We start from the raw sequence: 15,996 nt of genomic DNA on the forward strand, positions 1-15,996 counted from the left end.
CATTTTTAGTAATATTGAATTATTATGGGTAATTTGGAATTCATATTTAAGGATAAACAGTACAACGTAAAAGTTGAAGTAATTGATGAAGGGAAAATTATAATCGATTACATCGTATATGGAAAAAACAATTCAAAATTCCTTTTCCAACAACAATACCATATTTGGCGGTTTGTCGATGGTGAATTGAACAAAGAATTGGAAACTATAATTTTAGATGCTTTAATTCATAAATATGAGAGCAATTTACTTTGCTTAGCCTACCACGGTGACAAACGAGAAATTATAACAGTATCCGATTTGAGCCATACAGGGCAAAAATTTGCCTACAGTTTTATGTGCAATAATAGTGATATGGGGAGCTTATATTACTGTGAAAATCAGGGGTGGGTGAACAATTTAACTCTTAAATTTTCCGCACAATGGTTCACGGCTGCTGACTTTAATATTGTCATTGAGATGCTCGAAAATAATCAAATTCCGTGGGTAAAGCCCTTTAATAAAAAAGCCCCCTCGCATTCCGAACTACGAAGGGGCTAAAAATTTCAATTTTTATGAAAGAACTTAAATTTACTAAATATATTCTTGTAAGCCAATATTGTCTTTAATATCCCAATATTTGGATAAAGTTGCATTGATATGCTCTATTACAGCAAAATAAAAAGGTTCATATTCATTAATTTCAAACTCCTTATAGACACTATTTCCATCACTATCATAAAGCTTAACTTTGGCCTGCTCCGTGCCACCATTCTTTAGATAATCATAAAGCATTTTATAGTTTTGTTGATTTTCCAACGATAACCAAACGGAATATTCATTGTATTTAAATCCCTCTCTAATCTCCTTTTCACATTCGCTATTGAGTTCGCTTAATACATCATTGGAAACTGTCTCTATTGTTGGTTTTCCTCTGTATTCCTTGTTGAACAAATAATGGGTATCGGAATTACTGCAAAGAATTTCACACACCCACAAGTCTTTGAATGGGTCGGCCAATAACAGCCCACCCATTTTTCTTTCTTCTACTTTCTTTAACATCTATTTTAATAATTATTTGGCGCAACCACTGCGATATTACCATAAAAGGCAAATCGAGGGGTAACATTTTTATTGGTCGTATATATATAGCTACTTGCCATAACACGGTTCTCAACATTATTTGATGCAAATCCTAACAAATGTCTTTCATCCCCTGCGTAATATGCAGGATATTGAAACCAACTAGCACAATAACTATAATATAACGTTCTTCTATCGCAATTCATATCGGGCAACATATCCACGTAACGACCTATTTGCAAATCTTTTACATCCTGATAATACCCTAATAATCCCCTTCTTCCCCCTTCAACATCAGTTATTGTAGCCTGAGAAGCGTTATTTGTAATACCATTGTACGTGAACGGCAATAGATGTTCTACAGCTAACCGATTTTCATACAATCCCTCATAGCCAAAAGCAACGGATATAGGAGTATTTATAAATGAGCCGTCAGCAAGTTTATAACGTGGAGAATCGGAATTATCACCGTTAGTTTCCTTCATTCCGTATGGAGCGGATGCACCGTAATTACTGAATAATAAATTAGGCTTAGTATCGTGGACATTGTAAATAAACTTAGTTTGAAAATTCCTTTCACCGTATGCTACCATATGCAAAATTTGAATATGTTTTAAGAGTCCGTATTTAGGAATTCTAAAACCTGCTCCTTTAGCATTTATTTTCGTTTCAATCTCCGCTAAGCTCAGTAAACTTGCTGTATATGTACCGCCTTTCTTAGACCTAATCACGGGGTCATTATCCGCGTTGTAACTATTTGGAAAAGCAGATAGTAAACATTCGTCGAACTTGTTCCAATCATAAACGTCACTTATATCATCGCCCTTTACTAAAGAAATAGGTGTATTAAGAGCATCGATATAATTATCAGCGTAATATGAATTACCCGATACATATAAGTATTTTGCATTTGCAGGAATTTGGCAAACAGTGTCAACCCACCAATTGGAGTTTGATGTTGAGGAATTTTTGATTTCAACTGTATCAAGTACGTTGTCATTTGCATCAGCGAATAAGCTTACTTGTGGGAACTCACTCGCGCTATATCCCATTGGGAAAGCGATAAAATTAAAACCACTTACGTCTACTCTATAAATTCCGTAATCAGTCGCTGAACCGTTACCGCTAACATTTACCTGCTTTAAAGATGCATTAATAGTTGCGTATCCTTTAGCTAAATATCTATCCGCAATTCTCTCCCAATCACCGCTATTTCTTAAGTCATTTTTCGTAATTACTTTACGTTGTATAGCTTGACTTTTTGGTTTATCTGCATTAGTAGAAAGATATATAACACTCTTTCCTTCTTTATGATTAGTAATTCCCTTATACCAATATAAAGGTTCCTTTACAAACACATCTCCGTTAGTTCCGTCGATAGTTGCTAGCGTTGTACCATCTGCATAATAGTTACTGTTGGTATCGCTCAACTGTGCAATATTCATTATACCGCCTGACATTTTACCCAAATATCTATGCCTTTTGTCCAATAAAGCTTTAAAGTGACCACTTGGAGCATACGGCAATGCAGTTGTATAACCTGTTTTATTTTCAGGATTGTAAATGTTAGCTGTTGCTACAACATCACGCATATAGATAACGCTACTATATTCTGCTTGAATGATATTTAATTCGGGGAATTGTGTTCTTAAAACTGCAATATCATCATAATATTGAGTCAATCGATAAGAGCCTACTAAACGTGCTGTAGTTACTAAATTCCCCTTATCATCAACACCACCGAGGGTTTTAAATTGATTTAAAAACTCAACATCTCCCTTCATATCAATACCCGTAACACGGATGTTGGTAATGGTCGCTATGTTAGCAAAATAGAATTGGTACCAATCAATATTTGGACAATTCGAGATAGATAACACTTGCAAGGAATTTCCTTCTGGGAATTGAATATTGGTGTTATTCAATTGAGCAACGGAGTTTAAAACTAAGCTCTTCATGTTCTTTGGCAATACCAATAATTGCAATGGCGCACCATCAGCAAATGATATTGAAGCTAAATTATTACAACCTAATGCGTTAACCTGCTCCAACCTTGTACAACTAGATAAATCAATTGAAGGTAATGCAGTATAATTACGAATATCCAAAGTCTTTAACATTGGTAACTTATTACCTACTGCAATCTCTGTTAAAGGGTATGTTTTTCCGCTCGCACCACCCAATTTTAATGTATCCAAAACAGGTAAGGCAGGCAAATTCAAATCGGTAAAACCTCCCCATTCCGACATGTCCAAACTCGACATGTATAAGCCCCCATAAAGGTGGAATATAGTACCGATGTTTGCATCATTCGGATAGGTATATGACCATTCAACACCCTTAGTAACTTTGGCGTGGGTCATAACTGTACCCTCTCTACGAACTTGAAAATAAAAATCCCTTGATGGTATAGCCTTAATTTTTGCTCCTGCATTTGAATACCCTTTCCAGGCTAAGTCAGTCAATGTATATTGGCCTGTTGAGTACTTAGCATCAAAGATATTTAGACGATTAGTTAACCACCAATGACGGTGGGATTTCCTAGAACCTTGCATTGATTCTAAGTACGAATATTTCAAATTTGAAACAGTACCACCAACGTTAACATCAATACCTAATGTTTTTGGCTTAACATATTTGTATTGTGCATCAAGATTAAAAACACGTTCTACATACTTATCAGACTGTTCTTTGTCGAACATGTTAAATATATAGTCGTTCGTCATCTTTGCTCTGATACGTGTATAAGCTTCTTGCAATTCCGTTCCAAACTCCGTCCTTAGATTATTCCAAAGCACACTATTGTGACCTGCATACGCATACACCGTATTACCGCCAATTGACAACTCCGTATCTATAGTATTTTCATCAATATCAAAATTATACTTCAACCGCCCATCGTTACGAACACCCATGATTGTATCATTATCATAAAAGATGAAATAGGCTAACATTTTATCCTTCTCGGTATCATACCAAAAGGCTAACATTTGGTTTTTTACTCGTTGGTCAACCGCCCCTAGAATGTCCGTTAAAACATAATAATCACATAGGTATTTTACATCTGCGTAATCCTTAAGCTCTGTTTTGAATTTAGGCTTATTGGCTTGTGTGGCCTTAACCCACTTAACAAAACGCTCTAAATAAATAGGCTTCTTTGTTCCATCTGAATAGGTATCTTGGTTATCGGGGAAACGAGCTTCGAATACTCTAGTCCAATTCGGTACTTGTACACCGTCAACATCAACTTTCACGTCAAAATCACCATCTAAATAACTACCCATTGGGTAATCATTATTAAGGAACTCCCAACATTCTGTTGGATTAGTACCCCCAAATTTTGTCTGTATCCATTGTGTCGGTGTGATTCCATCAGCTTCAACATGGTAATTAGGAATATTTAAAAATCCGAAAACTTGTTCCGTTCCCTTGTCGTTGTTCATGTTGAACTTTCCGAGGAATTTAGGTACATCGTTTACAGTTGCTCGATAGAACAAGTAACACGGCTCTCCGTCAACAGTCGTGCGTACATCGTAGGCGTAATCATTTGGAACTGCCTTTTGTGGCGGTGTCTTTTCTCCAATGCTTGTTAAAGTATTATGGATTATTCTCGCACCCCCTGTATTGTGACCGCTTGAAGATTCCGCAAAGTCAGCTTTCAAACACCATAAATCGACAGGAGCAGGAATTTTGCCCGAATCGGATTTTACTTTAAATGAGAACTTAGCTGTAGTTTGTAAAACTCCTCCATTCCCCTGAGCATCCACCCCTAAATAAAACTGACCTGCAACTTTAGAGGAGTTTTTAAATGTGACTTTATAGTTTTTTGTTGGGTACGCTAATGAGGACGTACCTTGCAATTGAATCGAGCCACCTACCAATTTAAAATTCAATTGTGGTTCACTCTTTTTAATGTGCAAAATCTCAGTAACGTTATATTTAGTTTTCTTGTTATTATTAATGGCTGCTTGCAAAACTGTTGGTACTCCATTCGCTTCAACTCCTGTAATAACCATGTAACGCATATCATCTGCAACGTTGTCAACCGTGATTTCACCATTACCGTCAACTATGGCATTTGCATTGTACTTACTTACAATGTCATTGACGTTATCCAAATCAACTATATATAAATCCAATGCTTCACTATCGGATAAATAACGATTATACAACCTAGTTGAATAAACTTCTAACGTTGCACCATTACCGCCCAAAACAATGTTAGATGGAATAGCTTGATATATTGAGTCGGAATTTGACATTTGTACACCACCTGACATAATACCATTGATGTACAGATACAGCATTGAATCATTAAGCTTTTCATAATCTGAGGACGTAGGAGAAACAAACGGAAAGGATACAAACGTTATATTATACACCTCATTTGGCGCTAACTTCATGCTTACAGTTGCTTTGCCTTTTGTTTGCATCAATGCCTGCGTTGCAGTAATTACAAAGCCTGTACCGTCAGCATCTAAACACCTTATCATTTGTGAATTGTCATCAACAACATCACTAGTTTTAAACTTGATTTGATACGTAAAGGAGTTGCTGACCACTGCGTTACCTGCGTTTAAAGCATTATAATTAATCGTGGCTCTGCCATTGTCGGACAACCTTAAAGCATTATTTAACCAACCATCACCACCGAATTTTACACCGCTTAAAGTTGCTGTTATTTGGCTGTTGGTCGAATTCCAAGTATCTTTATTTACGTCGTTATTTGTTCTCCCAGAAGCAAGGAATTTGAAAACCATATTATCAGTTGGTTCCGACAGATTGATGTTCGAGTTACTTACAGATACATTAAATAAGTATTCAATATTTCCTGTTGTAATCTTAGCTACATATTCGCCTGCTGATATGCTTTTATTGGTTACTCGTTGACTTGTAAAGCCTACGTTAGCACTTGAAATCAATGCACCATCAACAATTACATTCACTAATTTTGTTGGCTTAGAGGGGTCATATACTGCATAATTGATAGTGTAATCCTCAAATTGCTTTGCAACAATTGACGGCCTTTGATTTGCTTCAATGATACGTCCATCTAAATAATTATATCTCGATGCAACAACGGGCGTGCTATTATTAGCTTCACGAATAATCAAATCATAATAGATACTATTGGATAAGATAGTCGCGCTAACAACGTCCAACTCCGCAACAATTTGTACATTAATATTACCATGCGAATAGCTTGCTGTAGGAATTAATATTGTACCTGTTGCAGTCGATTGTGTTATCGTCCTTGTCTCATAAAGCGAATTATTTACATAGGTTTTTAAGGTCTTGTTTCCTGAACCTTGTAAAGAGAAAGGCACATAAATAGATGTTCCTTTATCGTAGTATTGAGCAATATCTAATGAGGAATTTAGAACCAAATTCACCACCAATACAGTATATGTAATCGTTGATACTTGGATTCTCTCACCTGTATTTACCTCCGCTCGGATGGTAATCATGTTATTACCAAGTCCCAATAAATCGGTAACATCTAAATTATTTATTGTACCTGAATTTACTACTGATTCTATTGTGTTGGATACTGCACCTGCTGTAACTTTAGCCGTTATCTTTGCTGGGTTTCCCGTACTTACATTGGTAGTTGTATCGATGTGGTCATATTGATATTGTAAGATAACTTCATCACCTTTTTTAATTGTACTATTTTGGCTTAACTTGGTTAATACAACTTTGGTTGTGGTTACTTCTCCACTACCTCCACCGCCTGCAAACTCCTCTGTGGTACTTAAAATATCTCCATTCTCATTTAGTAATGAGATAGAATAAACTTTATCGTCTCCTTCACCCACGGTTGCCAATGATAATTGCGTTCCATATTTAGCATCTAATTGATTGAATGCACTTGCAACAGCACTAGAGCTAACGGGGTCGGTACTTGCAGGGTTGATAGTTTGCTCAACATTTATATTTACATCAATATTAACATTACCACTATTATCAGGCTCCACAACAGCATTATTAACCGAAACAGATTGTACAGGAGCTTTAGGAATTTCTATTGATATTTTTCCATCAACAGGAGCAACATTTTCACCGTTTACATCAATTGTTTGAATGGGTGCATCAGGAATTGTAATTGCAACATTGCCCTCAACATCGGGTGCAACATCATCACCGTTAACACTGATACTTTGCACCGGTGCTTTAGGAACAATAACCTCTTTATACTCCCCCTTTTCATTGAGGAATTTATTGCTATCTCCTGTTGTATCAACTTTGATTTTAGCTACTTTGGCTTTCTCCTCGTTAGAATAATCATTTGTTGATAGCTGTTTACCTGTAACCTTATCAACTTTGTTGTTTAATGAGGTGTTTAATGAGGTGTTTAATTGGGTATTTGTTGGCAAGCCTTGAAGCTTGGTTATATCGCTATCAAGCACCAAACTTTTATTATTTTCTTTATCGACTTTATTCTTTACTACATCACCGACTTCAATAAAAAAGGGTTCACCTGTAACACCATCAGCGGACATTATTTTGTCCGTGTTGTTAACCGTTGTTTTCTTATTAAAATCCTGTGGAAACTGCTTCTTATTTGCCATTTTTCTAATCTTCTTTGAGATAAATATTGGCGCATAAAAAACCCCTCTTAAGGTTTGGGTGCCTTAAAAAGGGGTCAACTTATAAGTATTATGTAAGAAGAATTTAATATTTCAGTGTTACGGAATTTAGCCAATTATCTATTACAAAATCCCCTGTATTCACTGCTAGATATAAGCTTGAATCAGGATTATTGTTAAGGTCAATATCATTTGCATTGATAACTGCATTGAGCTTCTGAATGCTAAATGGAGCCGTATATTGTAAATCCAATCGGTTACGCTTATAACCGTTCAAATGCTGTTGCATTACCTTATAAATCTTGTTGTCTATTGTGATTTCAACTAGAAACTCCTCAACACCGATATATACTTTATTCGAGGTAATTACCTCCTTTGCAAGGTTGCTTTCATAATCGTCTAAATATCCACTTGAAGCTGCGTAGCTATATGTATTATTACTGTTGATTACATCTTTATTGCCAAAGAATTTGCCGTCTTGACTGTACATATTGTTGCGTGTATTCGACCTATTGATATAGGTCTTGGACGTTGTTAATGTCTCAGTAGCGTTATTAACTATTAAAGAATCAAATCCCCCGAAAGCGTTTTTATAGATGATATTACGCTCCCTTAATTGACAGCTTTCAATCATAGAATATATACGGCTTTCGCTTACTTCATTATTCGAAGAATCTAAGATAACAATCCTATACGTGTGTGTAATGCTCGCTTCATCCGTGCCTTTGATAGATGGATGATTTAATATTATCAAAGGTGACACATTTAAGTTAATCACATTTTCAGATGCTTGTCTTTGAATAGGTATTGAAACATCTAATAGCAAATCATTATCACCATCGTATAATGATACTTTTAATTTTTGTCCGTGTCTATTGGCATCAAATATTTTTAAAAACTCCTTTTGCTGTGTGGTAATGGTTTTCACCGATTGTTGATTAGTAAGGAATTTTGCTTTGGGGTCTGTATTGCCTGGACCTTGATATGGTTGAATATTATATTTGTTCTCAGTATAACCATAAAAGTCTATTACATTCTCCTCCGACTCAAAGAAGTACTTTGCGCTTGTTGTAGAATCTCCTGCTGTAATATTCCCTGTTAATGGGTCATTTAAAAACTCCTCTATCTTCAAATAATATTCAGGCAAATTACTCAATGCAATAACCTCATTATTATTTACTAGCACCGATTCTGCTAAGTTTTTAAGGACATTAGAAACATCGACAGATAGGACGTTATTAAGGGGTTTTGCAAATACTTTTTTCTTTGCTATAATGTCATTGCTCTGTGCCTTAGTCATTGTCAGCACGCAATAAATTAGATTAGGATTGTCACTTTTAAACATCCAAGTATTTAAATTTCCATTTGGGGAAATCTTATGTGGTTCATTTAGTATTGTTACCATTTATATTATTGTTTTTTATGTACGTTATTTCCGTACTTGTCGAAGATTCGGAATTTTATTTGGTCTCCTAAATTCTGTTGAATGCGTGTATTCAATTCTTGCTTTAGCCAATCAACATTCCAATCCCAATAATTACCTCTACTTTGAAAACCCTTCTTATAAATTGTTGCTCTTATCGCATAAGCTAATTGTGTTATCTTCTCGTCTGTGGTCATATCATCGAACGCACTATCTTTAAAAAAGGTAGAATTTCGGCTAGTTATTAATTGTCTGTTCTTAATCCAATCTATGAAAACTGAAACAGGGGGCTTAAACTCTTTATAACTATGTACCGAACCGTTGTTTTGTTCAACGCCATTAACTCCCCTTGCCTGTACAATAGTTGCCAAGGTGCCTAGCACCTCGATTTCATTCAAGCTATTGACCTTAATAGAAAGTTCTTGTGTTGCACCTGTAAGTATGAAGTTATCAATTGAGTTCATACCCTCTTTTACTCGCTCGATAAACTCCGCTACTATCTGCTCTAGGATGTTCATATTAAAGGAAAACGCTCCTTTATCTTCACCCACCGTTGCAACAAGGTTATCAATCAAACTATTGAATTGTGCTTTTTTACTTGCTTGCTTTAGACTTTTTGCCATGATTATAAATTTTAAAATTCCTCATACATTATAATTTTTATAATGAGGGGTTTTACTTCTTTAGAATATTTACTTTGTCCTTCAACAATGAACTGTATACGAACACATCAACGGCAAACATTTTCATTCCTTGAATCATATCGATGAATAAGTATTCACACACATTATGTAATAATTCAAAATACCCCCAACGCTTATAAAACTCCTTCTTTAAATATTGCTGTGATGCTTCTATTGCGCTTTGTGCTTCTTCTTCAACTTCTCCATCAAAGAGGTTTCCAAAGCTTTTAAATAATCGGTCAACTGATTCTCTAGCACAAAAAAAAACCTATTGGCTTCTGCCATGTTCATTTGGTTCTCTATGTTGTCAATAGGTTCTTTCAATAATATGTTTATCATTTCAGGCCAATTAGATATATTGTTTTGTTCTTGAAGGTTCATATATTTCAAAAGGTCTTCAAATATGATTTGGTCGAAATCCTTTATCAACTCCTCGTCAATCTGTGCTGTCGTATTAGATTCGTCGTTCTCGAACGCATTAAACCTTTCAGCAACTTTAAAATAATCGACCTGTCTGAATCCTTCAACGTCATAAAGCTGTACTCCAGTAAACACATAGAAATATATATCTAGCATGTTTCTGTATACCTTTTCAAAATCATCGGTTCCACCCAATTGTTCAATTAGATTCCTGAATTGGATATATTGTTTAAGGGTTATATCAGCCCATCTAACGGGGAGTTTATTTAATAATTCTTCTTTTGTAACCATTACTTTTTTGATAATAAATATTGGCTTACCAACCGTATTTTGATAGTGGATTATCATTGACTAAATATTGCACATCAGGAAGGAATTTATTACATAAAGCCAAACTAACAACGGTGTCATCATGACAACCCTTAATAGCATTATACGTTACGTGTCCACCTTTCATTAGTTTATATTCAAATGTTGAAAGCTCGTTAGCTGTAATCTCATTGAATTTTAACTTGTCCTTCTCTAATGCTAAAATCAATTCCTTTATCAATTGTGGTTTGCTTTGTCCTGTGAATGTGAACCCAATTAAATTTAAAACCCCTTGGTTGATTAGATTATCATATACCACCTTACCAACTCCAGTAATGTCCATTACCTTCATTATATTTTGTGGTAACGCTTTAATCTTCTCTTCAACAATCACCCAATCATTGGATTGAAAATGTACGTGGTCAGTCATTTTGCCACTTGCTGACATGAATGAGATTGATGTAAAGTCAGTGGTTGATGCTACGTCTATACCTATGATTGCCGTCGGCTCCGTGCTATACTCCGCTATGGTATTACGTGTTATTACATCAAGCGATACGATACCATTTTTATTACTTCCTGCAACTGCTAAATACTCCTGATTAAAAGATTCGGATGGTAAATCAGCCTTTGCATTGTCAATTTCTTTCGGGTCAATATGTGGATTGTCATAGGTTGTAAATTGGAAATTCCTCCAATCTCTATTATCTACTGCTTTCTTTGTTAGTTCAAAAAAGTAATCCTTACCCCTCGGTGTACTTATGAATAATGCTTTGCCTTTTGTCTTAGTCAATAACGGCCTTAAAGCGTTCTTCCAACCCTCTTCTAAATCCGCAATAAATGATGCTTCATCTATTATCAATACATCATATTCGCCCCCTCGGAGTGCATCTAAATTCTCACCACTAAAAAAACTAATGGTGCCACCCGAAATAAATTCGACTGTTAAATCACTCTTATTTGCTTCATAAATTCCGCTAGGTAACTGATTAATTATCTCTTTAAAAAACCTCTTTGCTAATCGATACTGAGGAGTTACATAAGCTATGTGTTTGCCTTGTACTCCCTCTATTATGCTAATCGTTTTTGATATGAGGGATTTGCCCCAACGACGACCACAACACATTGTAATAAAGCGTGTTGTTTTAAAAGCATCAAGAACTATCTGTTGTGTTTTATGGGGCTTTGGTAATCGGAGATTTATATTATTCTCCATCCTCTAATTCCTCGTTATCGTGAGGGGTTTTTAATTCGATTGCATCATCATCCCATGAAATATTAATCTTTACATCGCCTTTTATTTCATTGGTATTTTCATTTTTAGTCGAACTTAATTTGGGCTTTATATAATTCATTAGGTCGATGTAGACTTGAAGTCTGCGTGAGGAATTTACTTGTTGAAGGTCATCAATAATATTCTCCGCCAAAGCATCCATAACCATTTCAATAGTGGCTTTGGTTCTTGCTGTTACTTTGTTCAAAGTCCCCTTTGGTTTTCCTTTAGGATTTCTTACCTCTCCTTTTTTTATTGATGTTTCATTCTTCTTTTGTGGTTGTCTTGTTGCCATTTTCCCATATTATGCCATTATTTTCTTGGCATCTCCACCAATAAATATTGGCACGCACTAGAAATCTATTTCACAACATTTTTCGCAAAAATCTGACACAACCGTAGAATAATATTTCGTAAATTGCATTATTAAGAAATTATATTTTAAAAAATTATGGAAAATTCAGAAAGGAACTTCGAAGTGTTCAGTGTAGAAATAGACAAAATTGTGTTTTTAGAATTGGATAACCACATCTATTATACAGCGGAAAATGACACAGATGGTATAAGACTTTATAACCGTAATAACGAGCGAATACCAAATCACACTCCCTTTGGTACAGTCCTTTATTCTTATGCAAAAAAAATATTTGACGAACAAAAAAAGGATAGCAATTAGCTATCCTTAAACTTTCTCTCTATTTCCGATTTAACTTTGTTTCTAAAGTTTTCATTCAACATTACTTTTTACCCTTTCTTCTTGTTGTTACTTTTGTCGGCTCTGGCACCTCTTCTTTGGTGGCATTAGTAAACTCCTCATCTGTGGCATTCTCGATTATTTCGAACATGCCCCCTACCATTTCAATTTGGTTCAATTGTTTCTCCTGCTTATTAAGTCGGTCGAATACAGGCAATAAGTCACTGAGAAAATTCCTTATACAACCACTGCACGAATCAATTTTCAATGGGTATTTTACTGTGGGATACGCTTCTTTAAGTTTGCCCAAAATCACGTTTAATTGCTGTTGTGTAGCGATGTTAATCATTAAATCACCACCATCTTTAAAGGTCGTTAAAACTCCTTGTATTTTATATATTTCATTTAAAACTTCTCTTTCTTGAATTGTCATATTTTATTTATTTAAATCGTTTTTTATACGGTTACATATTCCGCTAATTTCATCAAAAATCTTTTTATAATGCTCTTTATCTGCATTCGTATATCTTCCTTTTTGTCCTGTTCCTTTTTTGTTTAAGTAACTATAAAAAAGTTCTTTTTCTTCCTCTGTCATCATATTGATGAACTTGTCGCATGTTATACCATATTTAGTTTCAAAGGGGTTAACCTCAATATCTCCAATCACATATTCCCCTTCTATGTCCAAAAATTCGTTGTGGTTAACACGCTGTGTCTCTCTATCCAAAGTGGTCGAAAAGAGCTTATTTTTCTCGTAGTATGACTTTGCCTTTGGATACTTTTCATTAACATCTCTAAATAGATGCCTTTGCGCAATAAGGCAAATGGTTGCAGTTAGCTTTTTGGGATTGTCTAAAAGTTCTACCCATTTCTCCATTTTAATTAAATGAACTTCTTTGAATAGTTCGTTGTAATAGTCATCCATTTCTTGCTCAATAGCCTTGTCTTTAAACCCCTTCATCTTTAGCCATCCACTGATATAAGCTTTGATGGGATTATCTTTGCATTTTGATTCCTTGCCCATATACAAGCCCTGATAACGGCCTGTGTGGTACAATTCGGTTATTGCTTCTTCTTTTCTTTTTAGTATTTGTTTATCAAATTCCTCTTCTTTATTATTATCCAACCTATTTATTACTTAATCCGAATTGGAAGCACATTTTTAATGCGTTCCATAATATCAGCCACATATGGAGCCGATAGCGTTACAAAGAGCCAATTAATGATTGGCATCGGTTGTAAATTAAATGTTCCAATGAACACACAAATCCAAAATGCTAGGCAAAAAACACAACTAAATGGCTTCCCTAATCTATCCAAGTAACTATATAATGGAATGGATGTTATCATGTTCACAACCATACCAATTACAATACTATATCCAATTATATCCCACATATATTAATCTTTAAATTTCTTCACGAACTTGTTAACAAAATATTCTTGCCCCAATGGCGTTACCATGCACGTGGCGTTGATTCTCGTTGCTTTTTTATAAGTATCGGTGTATGTTGAATACTTGATTTTGAAAATTCCTCTATCAATATATGTCTGTGCAGGAAGGTTATATTGCTCCCGACGACTTAGCAAATAGCCGTTATCTCGGAGTATTGAAAAGAGCTTATTTTGTCCAATACTTTTGCCTGTAGCTTGACTGATTACCTTTGCAAGTTGACCTATTTGTACATCAGTTTCAGCACAAACAATTGCTTGTGCAAAAACAACTTTTGGCTCCTGGTCCAATATGGTTGACTGCAATTTTTTGTTTACCAATTGGGATTGATATACTTGCTTTTCTTTTTCCTCAATCTGCTTTGTCTGCTGTTCTAACAATAGCTGTTGTTGCTCGATTTGCTCTGCTTGTTGGGATGCAAGTAACAAGGCACTTGATAAGGTAGTAGGAATTTGGAATTGATTAGACTTGTTCTTCTCATAATCAATGAAATATTGTCTAATATTCATTCCTTGTTCTGTCCGTTGAATCATAGCAATATGTTTTGCCATATCCAACGTAATTGCGTAATCTGTAACACTTTGATTATCAGTACTCAATTTTGAGTAATCAATATCTTCTTTAAATCCATATTCAGCCATTCGTTTGAAAAAATCAGTAAAGCGACTTCCAACCTCTAGCCTGTTATATAGTTCCCTTGCGCTTACTACTTCAATACCATTTTCATTTTTACTGATTTTTACTAAATCATTTTCATTTTTTAAATTGTTCATTATTCTATTAATTACTCCTTGCGCTCCATATTGGTAGTGACTTTAATGCAATCAGTCTTGATTGCTCCTTTATTATAAATAGTCTGTCTTTTGACAAACGACCATTTTTTTACAACTTTACCTAATATTCCTTACCTTAAAGTGACAATACATTAATTTTAACGAAATTAAAAGGATAAAAAAACTTATCTACTCCCCTATAAACTCCTCTATCTTAGAGGATAGCATTTCGATGACTTCCATCTTCATATCTTCATCATCCAATACTTGGAAATATTTGCTATACACAGCAACGAAAATATCGTCAAACTCCTTTATTCCTCTATTCATCAAATCGATTATCTCAGTAGTATATATGTCATTTGGTTTAAATGTTGTTATACAATCCTCTATTACTGTCGGCCCAGACTCTTTTATAACTTCAATTTCTTCTTCTATAATGTCGCTATCATCTTGGTTATATTCCTCGATTACAATAGATTGCGGTTGAATAAGGGATTTAATTTGCTCCTTTAATTCTCTATTTTCTTCAATCAATTTATTTATAAGCTCCTCATATTTAACCACTTCAACAGATTTAAACTCCTTGATAACATGGGGCTTAGGTCTTTTGGTCGATAACGGCAATATCAAATAATTTAAATCTTGAAAATGTCTAGCGAATGTATAGATATTAACATCCAAATGAATTAGTTCATTTGATTTATTTTTTAACGTCCAACCGTCAATTACTCTATATGTACGTGCTTTTTTATTGTTGGTACCATATTCACCAATAACCTCAATTAATTGATTATCAAAAAGGAATTTAATTAATTTTTGTAATTCATTTTTGGTAGTGAATACTTGCTTGTGCGCACGTATATGTAACTGATAACTATTTGAATAGTAGGAGTTTTGACCTATAACTTTATCTCCTCTGTTGATTAACCATATTAAAAAATATAGTTTTGTCTTGAAAAGTGGTGTACAGTTTACCGCTTGTTGATTGATTTTTTCGATTACCGTCATTGGTAATGAGATAGTGACGATGTTTTTATCGTCAGTGGTAATAATACCATTCACGTCTATTTCCATTTTTTTATTTTTATATTTTTAATTTTTTTAAATTCTGTCCCAAATTCTAATTTTGCCTGTGGTTACAGAAAGGGTACAGTAGCTACTCTGTACCCATTTTAAAAACTAAAATTTGGAAATATCCTTTTTATTATAAATAGTATACTTTTTGAGAAAGTTTCATTTTGTATAATAAAAAAGTAAATTAATTTACTTTACATTAATATATAATCTTTTTATAGAAAAGTCAAGTATAAAAA

At 34.6% G+C, this 15,996-nt stretch carries 13 protein-coding genes; 2 read left to right on the forward strand and 11 right to left on the reverse strand.

Annotated features, from left to right (window positions below; all coding sequences use genetic code 11):
• Positions 1 to 24: 24 nt before the first annotated feature.
• Complete coding sequence (locus GVK91_RS13025; RefSeq protein ID WP_159729223.1) at positions 25 to 540, forward strand: hypothetical protein; 516 nt, start codon at positions 25 to 27, stop codon at positions 538 to 540.
• 33 nt (positions 541 to 573) lie between these two features.
• On the opposite strand, the gene GVK91_RS13030 is transcribed toward GVK91_RS13025, so the two are convergent.
• From GVK91_RS13030 to GVK91_RS13060, 7 genes are all read right to left on the reverse strand, one after another.
• The gene (locus GVK91_RS13030; protein ID WP_159729225.1) at positions 574 to 1,041 is read right to left on the reverse strand and encodes a hypothetical protein; all 468 of its coding nucleotides are present in this window, start codon (positions 1,039 to 1,041) and stop codon (positions 574 to 576) included.
• Positions 1,042 to 1,046: 5 nt separating this feature from the next.
• Entirely contained in the window at positions 1,047 to 7,634 is a 6,588-nt protein-coding gene (locus tag GVK91_RS13035; RefSeq protein ID WP_159729227.1) for a CotH kinase family protein, read from the reverse strand.
• 103 nt (positions 7,635 to 7,737) lie between these two features.
• Entirely contained in the window at positions 7,738 to 9,057 is a 1,320-nt protein-coding gene (locus tag GVK91_RS13040; protein ID WP_159729229.1) for a hypothetical protein, read from the reverse strand.
• Positions 9,058 to 9,062: 5 nt separating this feature from the next.
• Entirely contained in the window at positions 9,063 to 9,698 is a 636-nt protein-coding gene (locus GVK91_RS13045) for a hypothetical protein (protein ID WP_159729231.1), read from the reverse strand.
• Positions 9,699 to 9,929: 231 nt separating this feature from the next.
• Positions 9,930 to 10,469 carry a hypothetical protein gene (locus GVK91_RS13050; RefSeq protein WP_159729233.1) on the reverse strand — a complete coding sequence of 180 codons (540 nt, stop codon included), beginning with the start codon at positions 10,467 to 10,469 and terminating at the stop codon, positions 9,930 to 9,932.
• A 25-nt stretch (positions 10,470 to 10,494) separates the two neighbouring features.
• Positions 10,495 to 11,703 (reverse strand): terminase family protein, encoded by a 1,209-nt coding sequence (locus GVK91_RS13055; RefSeq protein WP_159729235.1) that lies wholly within the window; start codon positions 11,701 to 11,703, stop codon positions 10,495 to 10,497.
• Positions 11,693 to 12,055, reverse strand: coding sequence for a hypothetical protein (locus tag GVK91_RS13060; protein ID WP_159729237.1), 363 nt, complete (start codon positions 12,053 to 12,055; stop codon positions 11,693 to 11,695). Before GVK91_RS13060 ends, GVK91_RS13055 begins: the two co-directional genes overlap by 11 nt.
• 156 nt (positions 12,056 to 12,211) lie before the next feature.
• Between GVK91_RS13060 and GVK91_RS13065 the strand changes: the two genes are divergently transcribed.
• Entirely contained in the window at positions 12,212 to 12,436 is a 225-nt protein-coding gene (locus GVK91_RS13065; protein WP_159729239.1) for a hypothetical protein, read from the forward strand.
• A gap of 61 nt (positions 12,437 to 12,497) precedes the next feature.
• Here the strand turns inward: GVK91_RS13065 and GVK91_RS13070 are convergent, their stop codons facing one another.
• The 4 genes from GVK91_RS13070 to GVK91_RS13085 form a co-directional block, all read right to left on the reverse strand.
• Positions 12,498 to 12,887: a hypothetical protein gene (locus tag GVK91_RS13070; RefSeq protein ID WP_159729241.1), complete on the reverse strand. Its 390-nt coding sequence runs from the start codon at positions 12,885 to 12,887 to the stop codon at positions 12,498 to 12,500.
• Positions 12,888 to 12,890: 3 nt separating this feature from the next.
• On the reverse strand, positions 12,891 to 13,580 hold the full coding sequence (locus GVK91_RS13075) for a hypothetical protein (RefSeq protein ID WP_159729243.1): 690 nt from the start codon (positions 13,578 to 13,580) through the stop codon (positions 12,891 to 12,893).
• A gap of 275 nt (positions 13,581 to 13,855) precedes the next feature.
• Entirely contained in the window at positions 13,856 to 14,680 is an 825-nt protein-coding gene (locus GVK91_RS13080) for a phage antirepressor KilAC domain-containing protein (RefSeq protein WP_159729245.1), read from the reverse strand.
• Positions 14,681 to 14,869: 189 nt separating this feature from the next.
• Positions 14,870 to 15,757, reverse strand: a complete 888-nt coding sequence (locus GVK91_RS13085) for a hypothetical protein (protein WP_159729247.1) — start codon at positions 15,755 to 15,757, stop codon at positions 14,870 to 14,872.
• Positions 15,758 to 15,996 lie beyond the last annotated feature (239 nt).

Origin of the sequence: Sphingobacterium sp. 18053 (assembly GCF_902706145.1) — a bacterium.
Taxonomy (GTDB): domain Bacteria; phylum Bacteroidota; class Bacteroidia; order Sphingobacteriales; family Sphingobacteriaceae; genus Sphingobacterium; species Sphingobacterium paramultivorum.

Bases quoted from the DNA above. Each gene is read 5' to 3' on its own strand.
- GVK91_RS13025 (WP_159729223.1), top strand. From the start codon at position 25: ATGGGTAATTTGGAATTCATATTTAAGGATAAACAGTACAACGTAAAA.
- GVK91_RS13030 (WP_159729225.1), bottom strand. From the start codon at position 1,041: ATGTTAAAGAAAGTAGAAGAAAGAAAAATGGGTGGGCTGTTATTGGCC.
- GVK91_RS13035 (WP_159729227.1), bottom strand. From the start codon at position 7,634: ATGGCAAATAAGAAGCAGTTTCCACAGGATTTTAATAAGAAAACAACG.
- GVK91_RS13040 (WP_159729229.1), bottom strand. From the start codon at position 9,057: ATGGTAACAATACTAAATGAACCACATAAGATTTCCCCAAATGGAAAT.
- GVK91_RS13045 (WP_159729231.1), bottom strand. From the start codon at position 9,698: ATGGCAAAAAGTCTAAAGCAAGCAAGTAAAAAAGCACAATTCAATAGT.
- GVK91_RS13050 (WP_159729233.1), bottom strand. From the start codon at position 10,469: ATGGTTACAAAAGAAGAATTATTAAATAAACTCCCCGTTAGATGGGCT.
- GVK91_RS13055 (WP_159729235.1), bottom strand. From the start codon at position 11,703: ATGGAGAATAATATAAATCTCCGATTACCAAAGCCCCATAAAACACAA.
- GVK91_RS13060 (WP_159729237.1), bottom strand. From the start codon at position 12,055: ATGGCAACAAGACAACCACAAAAGAAGAATGAAACATCAATAAAAAAA.
- GVK91_RS13065 (WP_159729239.1), top strand. From the start codon at position 12,212: ATGGAAAATTCAGAAAGGAACTTCGAAGTGTTCAGTGTAGAAATAGAC.
- GVK91_RS13070 (WP_159729241.1), bottom strand. From the start codon at position 12,887: ATGACAATTCAAGAAAGAGAAGTTTTAAATGAAATATATAAAATACAA.
- GVK91_RS13080 (WP_159729245.1), bottom strand. From the start codon at position 14,680: ATGAACAATTTAAAAAATGAAAATGATTTAGTAAAAATCAGTAAAAAT.
- GVK91_RS13085 (WP_159729247.1), bottom strand. From the start codon at position 15,757: ATGGAAATAGACGTGAATGGTATTATTACCACTGACGATAAAAACATC.